The following is a 22,568-nucleotide window of genomic DNA, read 5'->3' as shown; positions in this document are numbered from 1 at the left end:
GCCGTGCCCGCCGCCCGAGGCGCAACCGCCGTCCCAGGAGCTCGCTTCGCGTCGCCCGCACGTCAACTCCCGTCCGTCGGAGCGCCGATGACGGCGGTGCTTGGCCCGGATTCCGCACCCGTATCCGCGCCGGTGTCGGTATCCGTATCCGTATCCGCACCGGTGTCCGTATCCGTATCCGCGCCCGCACGCGGACCGGGGCCCGTGTACGTATCCGAAGCGTCCGGCCGGGCGCCAGATGCCGCCTCAGCGGCTTCCGCCGCCGGGTGCCGCGACCGCCGGCGGCGTACGTACCAGACGGCCGGCACCGCGAGTCCGGCCAGGACGAGCGCCACCGCGAGCCAGGGTGCGACGAGGTACGAGGCGGTGTCGCGCTCGTCGACGCCGCCGGTCGCGGTGCTGACGGTCAGCCGGACCGAGACGCGGTCGAAGGCCGGGGCGCCCGCCCACTTCTCGGTGAGGCTGACCTGCTGTCCCGGCAGGAGTTCGAGGGGCAGGTCGCGGGCCGGGCGGTTGAGCAGGGTGCGGCCGAAGAGGCCGGTGGCCTTGACGGCCAGGCGCGGCGAGAGGGTGACATTGCCGCGATTGACCAGCGTGTAGTGGATGGTGGCTGCCGTGCTGCCGGTGCCGGGCAGCAGCGGGTCGCCGTGGCTGACGGTGAGGTGTTCGACGGAGAGCGCGGCCAGGCTCGGCCCGCCGACCCGCAGGTAGACGCGCGCGCCGACCGCCCGGCGCACGCCGACCGCGACCTTGCCCGAGCCCTCATCGGTCCGGGTGTCGAGGGCGACGATCGCGCCGGGGTGGTCGCCGGGCGAGGCGTTGGCCGGGACGGTGAGGGTGAACGGGATGTCGGCGCGGGTGCGCGGCGGCACGGTCAGCGTGGTCTTGGCGAGCCGGATCCAGGTGCCGACGTCGCGGTTGGTCTCGTCGGGGCCCCGGACGGCGAAGCCGCCGTCGCGCGGCGTGTTGTACGCGTCGGCGCCGTAGAGCCTGAAGGTCATCGGCGCGGTGGAGAGGTTGGAGACCGACACCTTGTCCTTGACGGTGGCGCCGGGGTCGGCCTGGAGGGTGAAGAACTGCCGTTCCTGGCCGGTGGCGCTGGGGTCGGCGGCGCCCGCGGCGGGGGCGGGGAAGACCGACCAGCGCCCGTTGTCGGCGGCGCCGGCCGGTCCCGCCGCCGGACCGAGGAGAGCGGCGAGGCCGACCGCCGCGGCGGCGCCGGTCGCGGTGAGCGCGCGCAGGCCCGTGGCCGCCGCGGACCGTGCCCGCGCCCGTCCGCGAGGAAGTACGCCCGGAGGTGTGCCGGCGGGTGTCCCCGCAGGTGTGCCCACGAGCACGTCCGGAAGCGGCGGACGGGGCCGCACACGTGTCCGCGTACGCGTCCGCGCGTCGGCCCTGACCCGGGCGGCGCGCGGGCGGGACCGGGACGGCAGCGGTGACCACGACCGTGCTCGCGACCACGACATCCTCGTCAACTCCCTCGGTCGGCAGCAGTATCTGACTGTGCGTCAGGTCAGGGTCAGGGTCAAGACTCCCGAGTAGGTTCCGGCGGGGTTGAACCGCGGAATGTCGAGTGAGAGACCGGCGTCGACGGTGAACTCGCCGCCGGTCGCGGTGGCGTCGGGCGCGGAGGCCAGGGTGGCTCCCGTACTGCCGACGGAACCGGCGCTGCCCGCCACGCAGTTGCTCGGGCTGCCCGTCGCGGTCGCGCAGGCGGGTGTCCAGCCGAGCTTGTCCGCGCCGATCCGCGACCCGTCCGGGCCGGTGAAGTCGCTGACCTTGCCGGTGAGCGACCAGCCGGTGGAGCCGCCGCGGAAGTCCGTGACGGTGACGGTCCTGAGCGCGCCGGTGGACGTGCCGCCCGCGCCGAAGTCGACGGGCGTCATGGTGACCGTGTCACCGGCCTGCGTCATCGACAGCGTGCCCGGGACGACCGACGCCGTGACCTTCTGCGCGCCGGGCGGTACGGGAGTGTTGTCGATGACGGTGTACGCGGCGGGTCCGGCGGCGGTCGCGGAGTCGTACGCGCCGCCCTCGTACGCCACGATCCCGGTGGTCGCGGGGTCGTTGACGGTGAGCGACGCCGTGAAGCCGCCGTAGGAGTCGGCGGTGGCCGTCGTACGGTCGGCCGTCTCGTCGGCGCCGGAGCGGCCCGCGATGGTGACGGTGGCGCCCTCGGTGAAGTGGCTGCCGGTCACCCTCACCGCGGCGCCCGGGTCACCGGACGCCGAACTCAGCGCGATGGCACGGTTGTTGGTCGGCACCGAGCCGCTCGCTGTGACGGTCTCGGAGACCGGCGCGGGCGGATTCGTCACCGTGCAGACGGTGTCCAGCTCCAGGATGTAGCTGGTGTGGACGGTGTAGTCGCCGGGCGACAGCGTGATCGTGCCCGCCGCGGTGGCGGTGAAGCTGCCGTGCATGACCAGCGCGGGGAAGGCGCCCTTCCCGGGGATCGGCGGGCTGCTCTTGGGGCCGTCCACCGTGACGGCGCCGGTCTGCGCGCCGCCGAGCACCACGACGGCGTGCGGTGTGACCACGTCGGCGGGCAGGGCGATGTCGGTCGGGTTGCTCGCGGCGGCCCGGCTGAGCGTGTAGGTGACGTTGACGGTGTCGCCGACCTTCGGCGTCGCGTTGTCCACGGTGACCGTGGCGGTGGACGTGCCGTCGATGGGCGGCAGCCCGGCGACGGCCGGCGGGATGCAGTGCGTGGCGAAGTCGACCGGGGTGTTGGCGTGCGCCGAGGCGGCGAGCACCGCGCCGCCGCCGACGACGAGCGCCGCCGTACCGATGACCGCCACGATCCTGCGCGCGCCGGTGGCTGGTCTTCGTGGACTGCGTCTGCCCGGCGCCCCGCGCGAATGAGCGTTCATGTCGTCCCCTTGATCCGTGTTCGTGACGCGGCGTCCCTCATTTCCCGCGCCGACGGTGGCCATTGAGGCCGGGCGGTCAAGAGAAGTCAGTGGGAGCGCCGCCTGCTTTTGACGATCCGTCAGTTCGTCGGGCCGTCAGACGCGGCGCCGGGTGCGGCGGGTCAGCCAGAGCGCACCACCGGCCCCGAACAGCAGCACCGTGCCGCCGAGGGTGCCGAGGGCGACCACGCCGTCGTCGGAGCCGGTCTGCGCGAGGTTGCCGCTCGAACCTCCACTCGTACCGCCGGAACCCGACGAACCGCCCGAGTTCGTCGTACCGCCGGACCCGCTCGATCCGCCCGAACCGCTCGATCCGCCCGAACCGCTCGATCCGCCCGCCGCCTTGACGGTGAGGGTGAGCGACACTCCCGGCTTGGGATCGGCCGTACAGGTCGTCGTCGTGCCCAGCGCCAGAATGGTCAGCACGCCGGGCGTGAAGGTGACCTTGCCGCTCGCCTTCGGGGTGTACGTACCCGACAGATCGGTGATCTTGATCGGCGTGTTGGCCGGTATCGGGGCCGGGTTGGACGGTCCCGTCACCGTGAGCGAACCGCTGTCCGCGCCGCCGAGCAGGATCGTCGCGTGCGGGTTCATCGCCCCCTTGCCCAGCTCGATCGGACTGGACGAGACGCCCTTCTGGAAGGTCATCTTCAGGCGGTACGACGAACCGCTGGGCGTGGCCGTGATGTCGATCGGCGAGACCGCGCTCTTGTCGCCGATCGGCGTCTTGCAGTGGTAGTTGACGTTCACCGTGGCCGCCTGCGCCGCTGGGGCGCCGGTCATGACGACCGCCCCCGCCGCTATCCCGGCCACCACGAAACCCGCCCTGGTCCTGCTCATCGGCCCATCTCCCTCCGCCGCCACCCGCACCGGCAGATCTGACGGCACATCAGATTTGGCGTGAGGGTACGCCGGTGAGGTCGGAGAGGGAAGAGAGGCGTCGCACCGACGGAAACCGGGCGCGCGAAGGCGGACCCGGAGGCGCGCGAAGGCGAGCGTGGGCGGAGGAAGGCGAGCGTGGGCGTACAGAAGGCGAGCGTGCGCGGACGGAAGGCGAGCGTGCGCGGACGGAAGCACGCGTGCGCGGACGAGAACGCGTCTGGGCGGGCGCGTACCGGTGCGGGCGTACGGGGGCTGTCGTACGAAACGGTCCGCCGTGGCCGGGAGGGGTCCGACCGCGACCGGGAGGGGTCCGGTCGTGGCCGCCGGGCGGCGGCCGTCGCGGTTACGCCGGTGCGGCCAGTTCCGCCCAGACCGTCTTGCCCGGCCGGTCGGCCTCGCGGATCACGCCCCAGTCGAGGCAGAGCCGCTGCACGATGAACATGCCGTGGCCGCCGGGGCGGCCCGCGCGGTGCGGGGTACGGGGCGACGGCTCGCCGGGGCCGCTGTCGACGACCTCGAGGCGCAGCGACTTGGGGTTGCGGCGCAGCCGCAGCTCGTCGGGGCCGCCCGCGTGCAGGCAGGCGTTGGTGACCAGCTCGGAGACGACCAGCAGCACGTCCTCGGCGGCGGCTCTGCGGTCCGCGCTCGCGGCGGGCAGCCAGCCCCAGTCGCGCAGTGCCTGCCGGGTGAAGTCACGGGCGCGCGGCACAATGCCGCTCTCGCCCGACAGCGCCAGCTTCCGAACCGGTTCGTCGGGACCGGCCCGCTCGGGCGCCGACACGTCGGACTCACCCTCGCCCGAGTCCGAGCCGCGGTCGTCCGCAGCGTAAGGCCGGGTGGTGCTCATCAGCGCCTCACCTCACGGATGTCCAACAGGTGTCCGTCGGTCTTCTTCCCGGTCGATCTCCGGGAACACGTCCGGGAGCCCACCAAACATCGTCCCGCAGGAAATCGCCACTCACGCCCCATGGCCCCCGTACGCACCCCACTACTCCTGAAGCGCCTGGTCCAGCGTGGCGTGCACGGTGAAAACCGTGTCCGCCCCGGTGATCTCGAAAACGCGGGCGACCGTCGGCTGCATGGCGGCCAGATGGACGGCCCCCCCTGCGGCGTCCGCCCGCAGTCGCGCGCTCAGCAACACGTTCAGCCCCGTGGAGTCGCAGAACTCCAGACCCGCGCAGTCGATCACCAGCCGGCTGGTGCCCGCGTCGAGAGCCGCGTCGAGCGGCTCGCTCAGCAGGTCAGCGGTGTGGTGGTCCAACTCGCCCGTGGGGGCGAAGACCGCGGATCGGCCGTGGTGTCCCACCTCGACACGCAGCCTTCCCAGGTCGGCCGTGCCGACCACATCGCGGTCCATGTGTGCTCCTCTGTGCGTCCGTGTTGACACGCCCCCCGACCCTACGCTTTTCGCAGATGGCGCGGTAGTCGGAGGTCACGGGCCCGGCCGGAACGGCTCCGCGGACCGGCCCTCACCCCTTCGAGGGAATTTGCGACCGGCCGGTGAATCGGGGTAGGGGTGGAGATACGGCACCGCTCCATCCATCGCCGCGAGTGGTCGCGAAAGGTCTCAAGAGAGGGAGGAGCACATGACACCCCGGCTGAGCCTGGATCATGCGCACGAGCAGCTCAAGGGCCTTGAGGGACTTCCCGAGATCCCGCCGTACGACCGTATAGGACCGGTCGACGCCCGCGCTCTGTCGAAGACGCTCTTCGCCCGCCTCCAGTCGCTGGAGGAGGGGACCACCGAGTACTCGTATGTCCGCAACACCCTGGTCGAACTCAATCTGGCGCTGGTGAAATTCGCCGCCTCCCGCTTCCGCACCCGCAGCGAGCCGATGGAGGACATCGTCCAGGTCGGCACGATCGGCCTGATCAAGGCGATCGACCGGTTCGAGCTGAGCCGCGGTGTGGAGTTCCCCACCTTCGCGATGCCGACGATCATCGGTGAGATCAAACGTTTCTTCCGCGACACGAGCTGGTCGGTACGGGTGCCGCGGCGGCTCCAGGAGCTGCGGCTCGACCTCGCCAAGGCGGGCGACGAGCTGGCCCAGCAACTGGACCGCTCCCCGACCGTGCGGGAACTGGCCGAACGCCTCGGCCTGCCCGAGCACGAGATCGTCGAAGGCATGGCGGCGAGCAACGCGTACACCGCCAGTTCGCTGGACGCCCAGCCCGCGGAGGACGACCCGGAGGGCGCGCTGGCCGACCGGATCGGCTACGAGGACCACGACCTCGAGGGCATCGAGTACGTCGAGTCCCTCAAGCCGCTGATCGCCGGGCTCACACCGCGCGACCGCACCATCTTGTCGCTGCGCTTCGTCGCCAATCTCACGCAGTCCGAGATCGGCGAGGAGCTGGGCATCTCGCAGATGCACGTGTCACGGCTGCTGTCGCGCACGCTGGCGCGACTGCGCCGCGGACTGATGGTCGAGGACTAGAAGCCTCCCCCGGGCGCTCAGGCGCGCTCCTCGGCGCTTCAGAGGCGCTTCCCGGCCTGCCACACCGCCGCCGTCAGGGGGACTCCCGGGCGGTAGGCGAGGTGGACGTGGCTGGGGGCGTCCAGCAGGTGCAGATCGGCGCGGGCGCCCGGCGTGACCGTGCCCACGTCCGTACGGCGCAGCGCCCGGGCGCCGCCGAGGGTGGCGGCCAGGACGGCCTCGTCGGGGGTCATGCCCATGTCGCGGACCGCGAGGGCCACGCAGAAGGCCATGGAGCTGGTGAAGGACGAGCCCGGGTTGCAGTCCGTGGACAGCGCCACCGTCGCGCCCGCGTCCAGCAGCCGCCGGGCGTCCGGGTAGACGGCCCGGGTCGAGAATTCGGCGCCGGGCAGCAGCGTCGCGACCGTACGCGGCGCGCTGGCGAGAGCGTCCACGTCGGCGTCCGTCAGATGCGTGCAGTGGTCGGCCGAGGCCGCGTCCAGCTCGACGGCGAGGCGCACGCCGGGGCCGTACGAGAGCTGGTTGGCGTGCACGCGCGGGATCAGTCCGCGGGCCGCGCCCGCGGTGAGGACCGCGCGGGCCTGGTCGCCGTCGAAGGCCCCCTCCTCGCAGAAGACGTCGATCCAGCGGGCGTGCGGCGCGCAGGCGTCCAGCATCTCGCCGGTCACCAGGGCGACGTACGCCGCCGGGTCGTCGGCGAACTCCGGGGCGACCACATGGGCGCCCAGATACGTCACCTCGTCGGTGAGACCGGCCGCGATGCGCAGCGCGCGGGCCTCGTCGTGCGTGGTCAGGCCGTAGCCGGACTTGGTCTCCTGCGTCGTGGTGCCCTGTCGCAGCGCCTCCGCGAGGTAGCGGGCGACGTTCGCCGACAGTTCGTCGTCGGTGGCCGCGCGGGTGGCCGCGACCGTGGTGCGGATGCCGCCCGCGGAGTAGGGGCGGCCCGACATCCGGGCGTGGAATTCGGCGGTCCTGTCGCCCGCGAAGACCAGGTGCGCGTGGGAGTCCACGAAGCCGGGGAGCAGCGCCCGGCCCCCCGCGTCGTGGTGACTGTCAGTGGCGGGTGCTTTGCTGTGGGTACCGGTCCAGACGACGCGGTCGCCCTCGATGACGACGGCGGCGTCCTGGATCAGGCCGAGGGGGTTTTCCGGGGTGCGGAGGGAGGGATCGTTGGTGACCAGACTGCCGATGTTGGTGATGGCCGTGCTGTGCGCCGGGCCGCTCGGGGCGCTGGTCGCCGGGCTGCTGGTCGCCGGGCTGCTGGTCATCGCGCGGGGGTTCTCCTTCGGACGCGGGCACGGGGGCGGCGTGCCGGGGCTCGGGGGCGGGCTCGGGCTCGGTGGGCGCCCCGAGAGGGGGTTCGGATTCGGGCTCGGGTTCCGGCTCGGGCTCAGCGGGTGGCCGCGATGGCCGCTGCCAGGGCGGCGGGCACGTCCTCGACGAGCTGATGCCGGCCGTCGCGGACGATCTGCCGACCGCCGACCACGGTGGACGTCACATCCGCGCCCGTGGCCGCGAATACGGCGGTCTCCGCGCCCAGCCGGGGCAGGGGCCCCGCGGTGCGGACGGAGTCCAGCGCGATCGTGGTGAAGTCCGCGGCGGCGCCCGATTCCAGGCGGCCCGCGTCGGGGCGGCCGAGGCTCGCGTGGCCGTCCTCGGTGGCGGCGCGCAACAGTTGGGCCGCGGTCCAGTGGCCGCGGGCGCGGGTGCGCAGCCGTTCGTTCAGCTCCATCGCGCGCGCCTCCTCGAACAGGTCGATGACGGCGTGGCTGTCGCTGCCCAGGCTCAGCGGGCTGCCCGCCGCCTTGAGCCGGGGCGCCGGGCCGATGCCGTCGGCGAGGTCCCGTTCCGTCGTGGGGCACATGCAGACGGTGCTGCCCGCCCGCCCGATCAGGCCGATGTCCTCACCGGTGAGGTGCGTGGCGTGCACGGCGGTGGCGGTCGGCTTCCAGAAGCCGGAGTCCGCGAGCAGCCGGGCCGGGGTGCGGCCGTGCACCGCGACGCACGCCTCGTTCTCCGCGGGCTGCTCGGACAGGTGGATGTGCGTCGGCACGCCGTCGGTCCAGCGGGCGAAGGCCGTGTAGCCGTCGCTCGCGGAGAAGGCCCGCACCGAGTGCAGCGCGGCGCCGATCGTCGCGTGGCCGCCGCCCTTGAGCTGCGACCAGCGCTCGTACCAGCGGTCGGCGGTGCCGTCGCCGAAGCGGGTCTGCGGTCCGGCCAGCGGCGCGTAGCCGTTCCGGTTCAGGCCGCCGTGCAGGTAGACGGTGTCGAGCAGCGTGATCCGGATCCCGGCCGCGCCCGCGGCGGCGATCAGGGCCTCGCCCATGGCGTTGGGATTGTCGTACGGGGTGCCGCCAGGCTGGTGGTGCAGGTAGTGGAATTCGCCGACCGCGGTGATCCCGGCCAGCGCCATCTCGGCGTAGACGGCGCGCGCGAGGTCGAAGTACGTGTCGGGGGTGAGCTTCTGCGCGACGCCGTACATGAACTCGCGCCAGGTCCAGAAGGTCCCGGAGCCGACTTGCACGGTGCCGCGCAGGGCGCGGTGGAAGGCGTGGCTGTGGGCGTTGGCCAGGCCGGGCAGGGTCAGGCCGCGCAGGACGGTCGCCCCGGCGGGCGGCGCCTCCACGCCTGTCCTGACCTCGGTGATGCGTTCGTCCGCGACCGTGAGCGCGACGCCCGGCTCGACATGAGTGCCGAGCCAGGCGTGCTCCAGCCAGTACGTCACCTGCACGCGAGACCTTCCAGTACGTCGGCGAGTGCGGTCACACCGGCGACGCAGTCGTCCTCGGCCGCCGATTCGGCCGGGGAGTGCGAGACGCCGGTGGGGTTGCGTACGAACAGCATGGCGGTTGGGACGGTCGCGGACAGGATGCCCGCGTCGTGTCCCGCGCCGGTCGGGAGGACCGGTACGGGTGCGGCGCCGCCGAGGAGCGCGGTGAGGCGGTCGCGCAGGTCGTGGGCGAATTCCACCACCGGGGTGAAGGATTCGCGGACGACCCGCACGTCCACGCCGTCGCGGGCGCCGCGCTCGGTCGCGGCCTGCTCGATGGCGGTGACGACCTCGGCGAGGGTGGCCTCGTCCGCGGCGCGCGAGTCGAGCCAGCCCCGAACGAGTGAGGCGATGGCGTTGACGCCGTTGGGTTCCACGCTGACCTTGCCGAAGGTCGCGAGGGCGCCCGCGAGGCGGGCCTTCTTGCGGGCGGCCAGCACCGTGTTGGCGTAGGTCAGCATCGGGTCGCGGCGGTCCTCCAGGCGGGTGGTGCCCGCGTGGTTGGCCTCGCCGGTGAAGTCGAACCGCCAGCGGCCGTGCGGCCAGATCGCCGAGGCGACGCCGACCGCGTCGCCCGACAGGTCCAGGGCCCGGCCCTGTTCGATGTGGAGTTCCACGAAGGCGCCGATCCGGGCGAGGCGTTCGGCATCGGGGCCGATCGCCTCCGGGTCCTGGCCCGCCGCCTCCATCGCCCGCGCGAGGCTCACGCCGTCCGCGTCGCGCAGTTCCCTGGCGCGTTCCGGGGTCAACTGGCCCGCGCTCAGCCGGGAACCTGCGCAGGCGACGCCGAAGCGGGCGCCTTCCTCGTCGGTGAAGTTGACGAGGGCCAGGGGGCGGGTGGGGGTCGCGCCGCGGGCGCGGAGTTCATCGAGGGCGGCGAAGGAGGAGATGACGCCGAGGGGGCCGTCGAAGGGGCCGCCGTCGGGGACGGAGTCCAGGTGGGAGCCGGTGACGACGGCGTCGCCCGCCGTCGGGTCGCCCTGCCAGGCCCACTGGTTGCCGTTGCGGTCGACCTCGTAGGTCAGGGCGCGGGACTCCGCTTGGGCGCGGAACCAGGCGCGGCAGTCGGTGTCCGCCGGGGTCCAGGCGTAGCGGCGGTAGCCGCCGGTTCCGGTGTCCCGGCCGACCGGGAGGAGGTCGCGCCACATCGTGTGGAAGGACGCGCCCGCGGCGGGCTGTTTCTCCCCTGGCCCACTCTCCCCTGGCCCGTTCTCCCCTGGCCCGCCTCTTCCCGAAGCCGGGAGCGCGGCCCGTGGACCCCGCTCCTCGAACGCCGGAGCGGCTGAATTCGTGCTCATTCGGTCTCCCGCATCGGGACGCGCACGCCGCGCTCGGCGGCCACCTCGTCGGCGCGGTCGTAGCCGGCGTCGACGTGGCGGATGACGCCCATGCCGGGGTCGTTGGTGAGGACGCGGCGGATCTTCTCGGCGGCGAGGGGGGTGCCGTCGGCGACGGTGACCTGGCCGGCGTGGATGCTGCGGCCGATGCCGACGCCGCCGCCGTGGTGGATGGAGACCCAGGAGGCGCCGGAGGCGACGTTGACCATGGCGTTGAGCAGCGGCCAGTCGGCGATGGCGTCGGAGCCGTCGAGCATGGCCTCGGTCTCGCGGTAGGGGGAGGCGACGGATCCGGCGTCGAGGTGGTCGCGGCCGATGACGACGGGGGCGGCGAGGGTGCCGTCGGCGACCATCTCGTTGAAGCGCTCGCCCGCGCGGTCGCGTTCGCCGTAACCGAGCCAGCAGATGCGGGCGGGCAGGCCCTGGAACTGGACGCGTTCGCCCGCGAGGCGGATCCAGCGGGCCAGCGACTCGTTCTCGGGGAAGAGTTCGAGGATGGCCTTGTCGGTCTTGTGGATGTCGGACGCCTCGCCGGACAGCGCGGCCCAGCGGAAGGGGCCCTTGCCCTCGCAGAACAGCGGCCTGATGTAGGCGGGGACGAAGCCGGGGAAGGCGAAGGCCCGCTCGTACCCGGCGAGTTGGGCCTCGCCGCGGATGGAGTTGCCGTAGTCGAAGACCTCGGCGCCCGCGTCCTGGAAGCCGACCATGGCCTCGACGTGCGTGGCCATGGACTCGCGGGCCCGCTGGGTGAATTCGGCGGGCTTCTCGGCCGCGTAGTCGGCCATGTCGGAGAAGTCGATGCCGAGCGGGAGGTACGCGAGCGGGTCGTGGGCGGAGGTCTGGTCGGTGACGATGTCGATGGGGGCGCCCATGGCGAGCAGTTGGGGCACCAGTTCGGCGGCGTTGCCGAGGACGCCGATGGACAGCGGGCGGCGGGCGTCGCGGGCCTCGGTGGCCAGCCGCAGCGCGTGCTCCAGCGAGTCGGCCTTCACGTCGAGGTAGCGGTGCTCGATGCGGCGCTCGATGGCGCGCGGGTCGACGTCGATACAGAGCACGACGCCGCCGTTCATGGTGACGGCCAGCGGCTGGGCGCCGCCCATGCCGCCGAGTCCCGCGGTGAGGGTGATGGTCCCGGCGAGCGAGCCGCCGAAGCGCTTGGCGGCGACGGCGGCGAAGGTCTCGTAGGTGCCCTGGAGGATGCCCTGGGTGCCGATGTAGATCCACGAGCCGGCGGTCATCTGGCCGTACATGGTCAGGCCCAGAGCTTCGAGGCGGCGGAATTCCTCCCAGTTCGCCCAGTCGCCGACGAGGTTGGAGTTGGCGATGAGGACGCGCGGCGCCCACTCGTGGGTCTGCATGACGCCGACCGGGCGGCCGGACTGGACGAGCATCGTCTCGTCCTGCTTGAGGCCGCGCAGAGTGCGGACCATGGCGTCGAAGGAGTTCCAGTCGCGGGCGGCCTTGCCGGTGCCGCCGTAGACGACGAGCTTGTCGGGGTGCTCGGCGACCTCCGGGTCGAGGTTGTTCTGCAACATGCGCAGCGCGGCTTCCTGCTGCCAGCCCAGCGCGCTCAGTTCCGTACCGCGCGGTGCGCGTACCGGCCTCGGTCCCGTCATCGGTGCGGCCTCCTCGTCGTCGGCGCACCCGGTGTGGGTGCATCCATTCACATCCTGACTAGCTGAATAGCTCTAGTCAACAAGGTGCGGTCGCGCGGCCCCGGTGAGATCGGCGCGACCACTCCTTGAGCCGGGTTGGCGGGCGCGGGCGGGGAGGTGGTGGGATGGATGTCATGACGGATGAACTGGGAATACGGCGGGGGCACGCGCTGCGTGCCGCGGTGGAGCAGGGACTGGTCGGCGAGGCGGAGCCGGTCGTCGGTCTGCTGGATGTCACCGGCATCGAACGCTCGGCGACGGCGCTGCACGCCGCCTTCGCGACGCCGGGCGTGGCCGTCACTCATACCTTCGCCGTCAAGGCCGCCTCCCTCGTCCCGGTGCTCGCGCTGCTCGGCGAGTGCGGGCTCGGCGCGGAGGTCGCCAGCCCCGGCGAGCTGGCGCTGGCGCGCGCCGCGGGCATCCCGGCCGACCGGACCGTGCTGGACTCCCCCGCCAAGACCGTGGCGGAGCTGCGCGAGGCGCTGGAGCTGGGCATCGCCGTCAACGCGGACAATCCGCAGGAGCTGGCCAGGATCGACGCGCTGCGGTCGGCGGGGGCGGAGTCGGCCTCCCCCGTCGGGCTGCGGGTCAACCCGCAGGTGGGCGGCGGCACGATCGGCGCGATGAGCACCGCGACGGCCACCTCGAAGTTCGGCGTGGCGCTGCGCGACCCGGGCGCGGAGGAGTGGGTGCTGCGCGCGTACGCCGAGCGCCCCTGGCTCAACCGGCTGCACACCCACACCGGTTCGCAGGGTGTGCCGCTCGAACTGATGGCGGCGGGAGTGCGGGCGGCGTACGAGCTGGCCGAGCGGATCAACGCGGCGGCCGGACGGCAGCAGGTCAGCGTGCTCGACATCGGCGGCGGCCTGCCGGTGAACTTCCGCTCCGACGACGTCGCGCCGTCCTTCGCGGACTACGCGCGCGTGCTGCGCGCCGAGGTGCCCGGCCTCTTCGACGGGCGCTACGGCATCGTCACCGAGTTCGGGCGCTCGCTGCTGGCCAAGAACGGCACGGTGCTGGCGCGGGTGGAGTACGCCAAGTCCGCGGGCGGGCGGCCGATCGCGGTGACCCACGCGGGCGCGCAGGTGGCCACCCGTACCGTCTTCGTCCCCGAGGCGTGGCCGATACGGGTGCTGGCGCTGGACGGGAAGGGCCGCGAGAAGGACGGCGAGCCGGTCGTGCAGGACGTGGCGGGGCCGTGCTGCTTCGCGGGCGACCTGGTCGCGCAGGGCCGAGCGCTGCCGCTGCTGGACGCGGGCGATTTTGTCGCGCTGCTCGACACCGGCGCGTACTACTTCTCGAACCACTTCGCGTACAACTCGCTGCCCCGGCCCGCCGTCCACGGCTACACCGCGGACGACACGGGCTCGGTCACCTTCGCCCGGGTCAGGACCGCCCAGACCCTGGACGACCTGGTCGCGGAGAGCGGAGGCGCTCTGCCGCCCCTGCGCCGGGGCTGACGTCGGCCACCGGGCGGTTGCCATCCCCCAGCTCAGGGGCGGCCCGGTGCCGGGCCGCCCGCCGTCACACGGGTCAAGGCCGCCCGGCGGCGGCCACCGGCCGGTTGCCTTCGCCTAGGTCAGGACCGCCCGGTGCCGGGGCCGACCACCGTCACCCGGCGGTCACCATCCCTCGGGTCAGGACCGCCCGGCGGCGGCCACCGGGCGGTTGCCTTCGCCTAGGTCAGGACCGCCCGGTGCCGGGGCCGACCGCCGTCACCCGGCGGTCACCATCCCTCGGGTCAGGACCGCCCGGCGGCAGCCACCGGGCGGTCGCTGTCCCTCGGGTCAGGACCGTCCGGCACCCGAACGAGCCGGGCGCGCGGAGCGGCGGCGCGCCGCCGGGGCCGCGACGGGGCCGGCGGCGGTCACCGGGCCGCGGCGGCGACCGCCGCCGGGGGCCGCGTCGCCCGCGGCGATCCCGGTGAGCTGGTAGGCGGCGCCGTCGCCGTCCGGGCGGACCCACAGCAGGGCATCCTGGGAGCGCTCGATCCGGCCGATCCTGCGGGACTTGGCCCACAGTCCGGCGCCGATGCCGCCGAGCAGCATGCCGCCCGCGCAGGGCAGCGCGAGCGACGAGGCCGCGGCCACCACGAAGGCGGCGAGCAGCCACCACCTGCGGCGGCGCAGCCAGGCGCGGGCGGTGACCCTGCGGTCCTGGAGGAAGACGCTCTTCGCCGCCTTGGTCGCGGCGACCGCCCGCTCGGCGTACCGGCCGCCGCGTACCGCGTAGGCGGTCACCGCGGCCACGATGAACGCCGCCGCGCCCGCCATGACGCCGATCCGGCGTCCCGTCGGGCTGAAGGTCACCGCCGTGCCCGGCACGGCCGCGATCACCCCCGCCCACCACAGCCAGCACGCCGCCGCGCGCACCGTCACTGCCACCCGTGCCAATGTGTAGGCCCCGCGCACCACGTCGCGCCTCCTCCTTCGCTGCCGTCCTTCGCCACGGCATCACCCAGCAAGTGGTGGGGAGGGTACTCAGTGTTTCTCAGATTTTCGTTAAGAAGTGCGGCTTCCGGCCCGGAATCATGCGGATTCGCCGCGGGCGGGGCGGCGCCGGGCCCATGAGACCGGCGCCGGGCCATGAGAACGGCGCCGGGCCACGAGAACGGCGCCCGAGGCGCTACTCGGTGAAGACACCCCGCGCTGCCGCCTGCGCGTCGAATTCCTCCAGGCGCGCCTGGGCGTCGGGGAGGGCGTCGCACATCGACTCCAGCAGGACGCGGCCGAGAAGCATGGGGGCGCAGGCGGTGTCGAAGGCGAGGCCGGTGCCGACGGCGGCGGGGAGGAGGAGGTCGGTGTGGGCGGCGACGGGGGCGAAGGCGCTGTCGGCGACGGTGACGACGGTCAGGCCGGCCGCGCGGGCGTGGGCGAGGGCGTCGACGACCTCGCGGGGGTGGCGGGGCAGCGCGAAGCACAGGAGGGCGGTGGCTCCGGCGCGCACGGCCGCGTCGAGCCGGTCGGCGAGCATCGTGCCGCCCTCGTCGAGGAGCCGCACGTCGGGGTGGACCTTGGCGGCGAAGTACGCGAAGCCGCGGGCCTGGGCGCCGGCCGCGCGCAGGCCGAGGACCGGGAGCGGCCGGGACGCGGCGAGTACGGCGCCCGCGCGGGTGGCGGGGCCGGTGTCGCCGAGCAGTTCCGCGAGGTGCCGCAGATTCTCGATCTCGGCGTGCACGGCCTGCTGGTACTCGTTGTACGCGGCCGTCTCCGGCTCCGCGGGCGCGGGCGCGACCTCGCGCAGGTGGCGGCGGAGCGCCGGGTAGCCGTCGAAGCCGAGGGCGACGGCGAAACGGGTGACCGACGGCTGGCTGACGCCCGCCAGTTCCGCCACCTCCACGCTCGACAGGTACGGCGCCTGCGCGGCCTTACGCACCAGGCAGTGCGCGATCCGCCGCTGGGTGGGCGTGAGGCGGTGCGCCTCGAAGAGTTTCAGCAGCCGGGCCGAGGCGCCGCCCGCCGCGTCCCGCGCCGCCGCGTCGCCGCCCGTCACCACGTCGCTCCCCGTCACCGCACCGGCCCTTCGCCGTCCCCGACCTTCGCCGCCCAGCCCATCGTGACCCCGTCCACCGGCTCTTATTCACTGGGACAAGACTCTGCATGACGATATGCAGTCCGGGCAAGGCTACGGCGCCTGGGCGCCGCCCACGGTTAGCACTGACCACGACCTCGCCTCCGGGAGACGGCACAGATTGATCGAGTCAAATGCTGTCTCGCAGAGGCGGCCCGCTGGAGTCCGGCCGTGTAAAAAGGCTTCTGCGCATTTCCCGGCTCAACCAGCGTGGAGTCGATGTCCCCTTATGGCAGATGGGGCTGGGCAGCCGATGACTTGACCGCGGGCCAGAACCTGGCCGTCCGAATGAGGGCCGAGGCTCTGCGTGAAGTCGGCAGAGGGCATAACCAGCGAGCCGGGCGAACGGCCCCGGCTGATCTACGCGATGCGCAAGTATCCAGCTGGATGGCCCGACCATGCTGGTCTGGGAGCGTTGGATCACGCCGTTGCTGGCCTTCCTCGGTGCTGATACCCCCTGATCAGATCAACTGGTTCGCAAAAGCGCCAGGTGCGGACTGCAGCGGTCGCCGAAGACATCGCGTTCTTCCTTCAGCTCGCCGAAGGAATGACGGACCGGGGAACCTTCGAGTCCGCAGCACTACTGGACCTCAAGACGATCGGACGGCTATGCGACGACCTGACGCGGTCACGTCGTCAGCCGTTGGGAAGGCGCTCTGCAGGTCGACTCCGCGTGGCACGAGATCCAGACCCTGGCCCGTCGGATCCTCATCAACCGCCTCGGCACATGGAACGTGCCACTTCCGCGTCGCGTGCTGCCTCAGCAAACGACGGCTGAGGCCTGTCGAATTCTCACCAGTCATGTCACGAACTCGGCATGATGGCCGTGCCGCTGGCGTCCGGCCGCCCGGATATACCGGCGGCCGGACTGCTGACTCGCCCGGAGTCACATGCCGATCGCCACGCACTGGCGCAACATGGGTTCTAGGCGCAGTTGGGTGTCCTCTCGGTCGAATACTTGGAGGGCGTCGAGGCAGTTGACGATCCACCGCGCCTCGTCCTCGTCCTCGATCTTGAGCGCGACAGCGGTAACCGCACCCTCCAGATCGAACGAACCGTCCTTGAACTCGTCCTCAAGGGATCGGTACCCAGTGGCCAACAACGGATCCGCGTACACCCCAGTCGCGTTGACGAAGGCACGGGTCTCGGCCGGGCTTTCGCGGCGACTAGTCAGGAGGCGCAGAACCTCGTCAGGGTCGCCCAGGTCTCCATGTAGGCGATGCGCCTGTCCGACCAGGAGTGGCCAGCCGCCAGTCAACTCGTAGAGACGGTCAAGGCGGTCCTCTGTATGGAACATGTTGACGCGCTGAGCCCAGCCGCGAAGGCTGCGACGGTCGTGGCGGCGAAGCACTACGGGGGCGGCCAATGTGTGTTCCGTACCGGTCAGCAGGCTCCGCCACAGGGCCAACTGAGTCACGTCGGTGACGAGGACGACCGCACGGGTGACCCCTGGGATGGTAGGCAGCAGCGTCTCGGCCAGGTCGACGGCCTCCCGACAGGTCTCAGGCCTCACCGGGTCCCGGTAGTTGGCGAAGTCACTGATGATGACACGTCGTTCACGAGGACGTCCGCCGGTGAGCTCCTGCTTGTAAACGCTGGGCTTACCAACTGGCGGCAGCGTCCAGCCATCGATCGGTCCTGCGATCGTACGCAGTGTCTGTGAGACCTCGGTGACTCCGGTAGCGGGTGTTCCAAGAACGATCCTGGTTCGGTTGGACCTCTCACCCAGAAGATCGTCGAGTTGGGTGTTGGTCAGCGGCGCAGGCTGGCCGTCAGGCAACTCAGGGCGGCCTTCCTGCACAATGCTTTCCTGGAGTTCACAGTCAAGTTCGGCCCTGAGCAGACGGGCCTCCACCTCGTGGGACGTACCGATCATGCGCAAGGCGTTCGGTCCACGCAGATGCCAGCCCAGACCGTCGTGGTTGGGTGCGAGGATACCGAGACCGACCATCTCGGAGAGATAAGCGCGGAAACCTTCGGTGTCGAGCTGCTCGAACCCCCTGCGCCAGTACGTCTCACACTCCTCGCGCAACTCGGTGTCGCTCAGCCTCACCTCCAGGCCGTGGTGCCGGGCGTGGTAGGCCAGCACGTTGGCGATCACGTCGTAGCGGTGGTCGAGACTCAGCGTGTCCTTGAAGGCCGCCGAAATACCGTCTCTGAGCGCGGCGTCCGACTCCACAACCTCGATGTCAGCCACCTCCACCTCGTACGGAGGCCCCTCGGCTCCGCGTCGCGCCCGCTTGCGATGCATCAGCTCGACCAGCCGATGCCCGAACATCTGGAGCAGGAAGGGCTGGTAGGAGCAGTAGCCCAGAACCCGGTTGACGAGATCCAAGTCCTTGAACTCGAATCCGAGCGCCCGCATTGGCTCTACCAGCAGCTCGGCTGCGGATTGGGGAGCCAACGGGCCGATCACCTTGGGGGTTTGCGCGAGGTGGCCGAAGGGACCGTTGCTCGCGAGCTTGGAGAATCGCTGCACCGAGTGCAGTCCGGCGAAGACGACCTTGGCGCGGTCCTTGGTGTCGGACCCGAGTCCCTTGAGCTTTTTGGTCTGGTCGAAGCGCGGGGCGTCTGCCTCGAAGAACTGGTCGCACTCATCAAGCAGGATCAGCAGACGGCGGCGCGAGTCCCCGTCCAGCCAAATTCGGATGCCGGCGCGCACTCGATCGGATATCTCCTGCCGTTTCCTGTGGCTCTGCGGCCGATCGTCGAGAATCTGCTCCTCAGCCAATTCCCGCTCCAGGACACTCCACAGCGTCTCCGGCCCGAACGAGCTGCCCTTGCCGATGTTCTCTTGATCGAGGTTGACGTACACCACCTGGTGGTAGCCGGGGCGTTGCTCCGTGAACCGTTCGCCGGCGTCAGCGAGCAGTGCGGATTTGCCGAGCCCACGACCGCCGTAGATGACTTGAGTGCCACGCGGATCGAGAATGCTCTTGCGCTCGGCGTCACGACCGTAGAACATCTCGCCGCCGATCCGGCCACGCTTTTCTCTGATGTACGGGTTGACGCCGGAGAAGGGCAGCAGTGTCTGAGTGGCAGTGCTGACCTGACGGTTGCCACGGGCGGCGAGATAGGCGAGGGCAGCATCGTCCACGACCAGCAGCGGTTGCAACCGGCCTGAGCCAATGGCGAGTTCGACACGGGCCTCACGGCTCAGAGTTCCAAAGTAGACGACGAGGAGGCTCGCATCGCTGGTGTCGCGCTCTGCCCAGCTCATGATGACCTTGGCAGGCGGTCTGCCCCAGACCATCATCACCCGTAGGTTGCCACCCTGTTCTCTGATCTGCGAGCCGAACGCGGGCGCCTTCGCCCTACCGTTGATCTCGACCCCGATTGCTTCAAAGAGGCGGTACTCCCTACGGTGCTGGGATCTGTCGTCCAGCGGCCTAGCGCTCTTGGCGTCGTAGCCGAGAAGCTTGAGGAGCGGTGGCACCTGCCGTGTCGGAGCCACTTGGAGGCGGTCGTTCCGCTCGGCGGCGGCCAACGCACGCCACTCTTCGAGGGCGTCCGCCGCGAGCGCCGCCTCGTCGGTGGAGAGGCTTCCATAGTCCAGGGCGGGAAGCGTCGGATGCTTGCCACCAGACCTGACCAGGCTCACCAAGTCGTGGTCTATGCCTCCCGGCAGGCTGTAAGGCACGGCCGGGAAGAAGTCGGTCAGGTGCGACTCGCCGCCCTCAATCTCCGGGACGGGTTCGCCGATCTCCAGGAAATACACGAGGTCAGCGGCGGTGGCCAGGTCATTCGTCTCCAAGCGACGCAGCACCTGGGCCCGCTCCTCCGTGGTCGGATCCAGGCCGTCGAGCCGGGCGCGAATTCGGTCGGCCGCCTGCCGCCGGAAGGCAGGCAGGTCATTCCGTACCGCGTCGAGTGCGCGACGCACGTCCACTAGGTCACGACCGTCGGCGCCTTCAAGGCGATCACGGGCGTCCTCCAGCAACTCCTGAAGGCCCAGGTCCTGGTCCTCGGTCACAGCACCGTCCGCCTGCGCACGGTGCAACTCGGCGACGAGTTCGCCGTATGCCTTGCGCAGGTCCGTGCGCCGGACAGCTTCCAGGTCATTGATCTCAGTGTCCTTGGGTGGGGTGAAATCCCCCGGTCTGGCAGCGGGAAGCAGTCCTCGCCCGGCCAGCTCGACGATCGTGCGGGCCGCGGTGAAGGCGTCGTGTGAGAGCCGCTCGTTGAATCCTTCCTGCCAGCTCCGGTCCACCGCCGTGAGAAGCTCGTCGAGCGACGGCCGCTCCCCAGGGGTGTCGCACACCTTCAACAGTTCCGCGTCCAGCACGATTTCCGGGTCGACGGGACCGCCGAAACGCGTGGTCACGGTGTCACGGGCCAGCAGAGCGAACAGGTCCTCCAACGAGGCGTGTGCCGCCCATGCCGTCGCGGCCGAGATAGCGTCCGAGCTCCGCACCAACTGCTCCAAATCAGCCAGCGCAGCCGCCCTGCCGTCCAACAGCGACTGACGCAGGGAGGAAATCTCCTTGGCCGCGCGGTTGCCGTCGGAACGCTCGCCTCGGCGCGTGCCGTCGACCACCAGGCACCACTCTTTGACGAGCCCTACCGCTCGCTCCACGAGATGGACCAGATCCTGCCGCCCGGAGCCTTGCAGCGGCTTGCCGCTGGACGAGCGGTGTTTGCGGTCCATGCGGTCGATCTCGCTATTCACCTCAGCCAGCTTCGACAACCGCTCGGCCTGTTCGCGCACATCCTGCATCGCGTCGCGGTTGTCCCGGACGACGGTCGTGAGTAGTGATCCGATCATCCCCCCGGCGGGGGCCAGCCAATGCTTGGCGATCTCCGTTGCCCGTGCGAACCGCAGCCTCTGCGGCGCGAGCAAGGCTCGACTCTGCTCGCGCAACTCGCGCAGTCGAAGCTCGCTTTCGGACGTGTCAGCCGCTAGCGGGGAAGCGATCATCAGGGCGCCACTGAGGGCACGGTCACCGACCGCCGTCGCCGCTTCCCCCAGCCGGTCCGGGAGCCGAGGCACCAGCGCCTTCAGTTGAGCGCCTGCCGAGTGGTCGCCAGTGATCAGCGCGGTACGCAACAAGGCTGGCAGAAGAAGGAGTTCGACACCCTCGCTGTCCCGGCCCGCATATCGACCATATGCTTGGAGGAGGTCCGCCGTAAGCCGAGCGCTCTGGCTGTCACCGGAGATGAGCAGCGCGGCAGCGCCTGCCAGGCGGATCGCCGCAACGTGGGCCTCGGGGTAGCCGGCGGCTATCGCCACACGGTGCGCGAGTCCGAAGCGCCGGTCCACGAGTAGTTGTGCCAAAGCCGCCTGGGCTGCGGCCTCGTTAGTGTCGTCACCCGTAGACAACGCTGTTTCGCGTACATGTGTGTCCCCGGTGGGACAGGTTGTTGATGCGGCGGACACCGGGACCAGTACGTCAGACCCCGACCGGAGTGTCGACTCGCTGTCGACGGGGAGTGTGGCCGCTGCGTCGGTGGTGCCAACCGTGTCAGGCGCAATCGATCTGGAGAGCGCGGCGGCTTCCGGCTGGGAGGGGGGGCGGGTCGTGGCTTCCTCGGTTGGGTGATCGACGGCCTCGTGCATTTGATCAGCCGGTTGGACGGCCTCGTGCTCCACGGCCTTCTCGGCGGCAGCACGTCCGGTGGCGCCGTCAGGCTCGGCCGCGGCGGGTTCTTGGGCGGTGACCTCCAGGTGGACGAGAGTCAGTTCAGGGGCTAAGACCACCGCCATGGCACACGCGGGCAGCACCCGTACCACACGCTCTTGAAGAGCCAGAATCTCCGCCGCAGCATCCGCCTGCCGCCCCAATATGATGATCCGCGCCAGCGCCGCCAGCGCGGCGCTCTCCTCCCAATGTGGCTCGTCCCAGACTGGTGTGTCCAGCAGACGGCGGGCCGCGCCCCGCACAGCCTCGGCGGCACTGGCCGCGGCGGCGGAACTGTCCGGGCGGGAGGCGACATCCAGCAGCTTCCGCAGCGGCTCCTGCGCTTGGACGCTACGCTCATGCGCCGCCCGATGCGCACGAGCAGCTCGCGTCAAGTCCTCCAATCGACATGGCACCCCCACGATCCCTGCTGCGCGGAGCACCGCGACGACGCTGTCGAAGACGGCGCCCAGCGCGGCCAGTGGAGCCAGGTCCTCGTCCTGCGGAGGACTGCCGTCCAGGACCGCACCCTTCACCTTCTCCACGGCTTGCCGAGCTTGTGCGAGGGCCGATTCCAACAGCAGGCAAGCCGCTTCCGGGTCCGTCTCCTCGTCGGCTCGGGCACTGTCGGATGCCATCGTGGTCGCCTCGTGAGAGGTGCCTGCGTCGTGTACCACGGGCTCGGGGGCGGACGCCTTCGTGCCCGGCTGATCGGCAACGGCGGCGCGCACAGCTTTTCCGTCGCCCGTGAGCGCCAGTTCATCGTCACCCGCTGATCCGGGGGCGAAGTCCGGGTTCGCCGCCACGATGGACCGTGCCGCTACACCAACAGCGGCGAATTGAGCCGTATCCTTATCGTCGGTCGTCGCCGCGAACCAGTCCCGGTCGGCAGTCCAAACAAGGATGTAAGCGTCAGCAACGGACGCATTGCACCACGCGAACACCGTGGCCCGGACGAGCGTCTCACCCCACCGCATAACGGGATCGGGAACCGTCTCACCATCCTGTGCGAAGACGAAGTTGCCCACCTGATTCATCACGGTGACTGTGAGCGCTTTGATCCCGCATGTGCAGATGTGTTGCCGCGAATCACGTCGCAGCCTGGCGAGAACATCCTGGCACAAGGCATTGCTCACCCGTCGAGGCGCCGCCATGCGTATGCCCAGGCTGCTGAGTAACTCCTGCCGGTCCCTCGGCCGCAGGGAGTTGAAAGCCAGTTCCACCATCTCGGCTGTGAGGTCGTTGAGGGCGGCAATGGCCGGTGGCTCTAAGGCGTTAAGCGCGGTGGCCAGGCCTTCGAGATCCTGGGCCGAGACGTTCAACGGGGACAACGGCGGCCCCGTGACGACGCGGTAGTGATCCTGCATATACGCGTACTCCATTTTCTGT

General features: G+C 71.1%; 14 protein-coding genes. 2 read left to right on the top strand and 12 right to left on the bottom strand.

Annotation, left to right across the window (positions count from 1 at the left end; genetic code table 11):
• Positions 1-62 precede the first annotated feature (62 nt).
• From ACFZBB_RS29950 to ACFZBB_RS29930, 5 genes are all read right to left on the bottom strand, one after another.
• Positions 63-1,331, bottom strand: a complete 1,269-nt coding sequence (locus ACFZBB_RS29950; RefSeq protein ID WP_391128813.1) for a WxL protein peptidoglycan domain-containing protein — start codon at positions 1,329-1,331, stop codon at positions 63-65.
• 177 nt (positions 1,332-1,508) lie between these two features.
• Positions 1,509-2,870 carry a beta-xylosidase gene (locus ACFZBB_RS29945; protein WP_391128810.1) on the bottom strand — a complete coding sequence of 454 codons (1,362 nt, stop codon included), beginning with the start codon at positions 2,868-2,870 and terminating at the stop codon, positions 1,509-1,511.
• Positions 2,871-3,005: 135 nt separating this feature from the next.
• Positions 3,006-3,749, bottom strand: coding sequence for a peptidase (locus ACFZBB_RS29940; RefSeq protein ID WP_391128807.1), 744 nt, complete (start codon positions 3,747-3,749; stop codon positions 3,006-3,008).
• A gap of 385 nt (positions 3,750-4,134) precedes the next feature.
• The gene (locus tag ACFZBB_RS29935; protein ID WP_355346989.1) at positions 4,135-4,638 is read right to left on the bottom strand and encodes an ATP-binding protein; all 504 of its coding nucleotides are present in this window, start codon (positions 4,636-4,638) and stop codon (positions 4,135-4,137) included.
• A gap of 141 nt (positions 4,639-4,779) precedes the next feature.
• A complete protein-coding gene (locus ACFZBB_RS29930) occupies positions 4,780-5,148 on the bottom strand; it encodes an anti-sigma factor antagonist (RefSeq protein ID WP_391128804.1) in 369 nt (122 codons plus the stop codon).
• Positions 5,149-5,377: 229 nt separating this feature from the next.
• Here ACFZBB_RS29930 and ACFZBB_RS29925 point away from each other — a divergent pair, with 229 nt between their 5' ends.
• Positions 5,378-6,229, top strand: coding sequence for an RNA polymerase sigma factor SigF (locus tag ACFZBB_RS29925; protein WP_355346983.1), 852 nt, complete (start codon positions 5,378-5,380; stop codon positions 6,227-6,229).
• A gap of 38 nt (positions 6,230-6,267) precedes the next feature.
• On the opposite strand, the gene hutI is transcribed toward ACFZBB_RS29925, so the two are convergent.
• From hutI to hutU, 4 genes are all read right to left on the bottom strand, one after another.
• A complete protein-coding gene (gene hutI, locus ACFZBB_RS29920) occupies positions 6,268-7,497 on the bottom strand; it encodes an imidazolonepropionase (protein ID WP_391128800.1) in 1,230 nt (409 codons plus the stop codon).
• A 122-nt stretch (positions 7,498-7,619) separates the two neighbouring features.
• Complete coding sequence (locus ACFZBB_RS29915; RefSeq protein ID WP_391128914.1) at positions 7,620-9,008, bottom strand: formimidoylglutamate deiminase; 1,389 nt, start codon at positions 9,006-9,008, stop codon at positions 7,620-7,622.
• Entirely contained in the window at positions 8,951-10,147 is a 1,197-nt protein-coding gene (locus ACFZBB_RS29910; protein WP_391128797.1) for an allantoate amidohydrolase, read from the bottom strand. The genes ACFZBB_RS29915 and ACFZBB_RS29910 overlap by 58 nt, the downstream gene beginning before the upstream one ends.
• Positions 10,148-10,293: 146 nt before the next feature.
• Positions 10,294-11,952, bottom strand: a complete 1,659-nt coding sequence (gene hutU / locus ACFZBB_RS29905; RefSeq protein ID WP_391128794.1) for a urocanate hydratase — start codon at positions 11,950-11,952, stop codon at positions 10,294-10,296.
• A 173-nt stretch (positions 11,953-12,125) separates the two neighbouring features.
• Here hutU and ACFZBB_RS29900 point away from each other — a divergent pair, with 173 nt between their 5' ends.
• Positions 12,126-13,451 (top strand): diaminopimelate decarboxylase, encoded by a 1,326-nt coding sequence (locus ACFZBB_RS29900; RefSeq protein WP_391128791.1) that lies wholly within the window; start codon positions 12,126-12,128, stop codon positions 13,449-13,451.
• A gap of 327 nt (positions 13,452-13,778) precedes the next feature.
• Here the strand turns inward: ACFZBB_RS29900 and ACFZBB_RS29895 are convergent, their stop codons facing one another.
• The 3 genes from ACFZBB_RS29895 to ACFZBB_RS29885 all read right to left on the bottom strand — a co-directional run bounded on the left by ACFZBB_RS29895 (position 13,779) and on the right by ACFZBB_RS29885 (position 22,546).
• Complete coding sequence (locus ACFZBB_RS29895) at positions 13,779-14,375, bottom strand: hypothetical protein (protein WP_391128788.1); 597 nt, start codon at positions 14,373-14,375, stop codon at positions 13,779-13,781.
• A gap of 241 nt (positions 14,376-14,616) precedes the next feature.
• Positions 14,617-15,486, bottom strand: a complete 870-nt coding sequence (locus ACFZBB_RS29890; RefSeq protein ID WP_391128912.1) for a MurR/RpiR family transcriptional regulator — start codon at positions 15,484-15,486, stop codon at positions 14,617-14,619.
• 961 nt (positions 15,487-16,447) lie between these two features.
• Positions 16,448-22,546 (bottom strand): hypothetical protein, encoded by a 6,099-nt coding sequence (locus tag ACFZBB_RS29885; protein WP_391128785.1) that lies wholly within the window; start codon positions 22,544-22,546, stop codon positions 16,448-16,450.
• Positions 22,547-22,568: the final 22 nt, after the last annotated feature.

It is taken from the genome of Streptomyces sp. NPDC008139 (genome assembly GCF_042957025.1).
In the GTDB taxonomy this organism is placed as follows: Bacteria; Actinomycetota; Actinomycetes; order Streptomycetales; family Streptomycetaceae; genus Actinacidiphila.
Note: the sequence above shows the minus strand (reverse complement) of the source record. Positions and strands in the feature narration are given on the sequence as shown.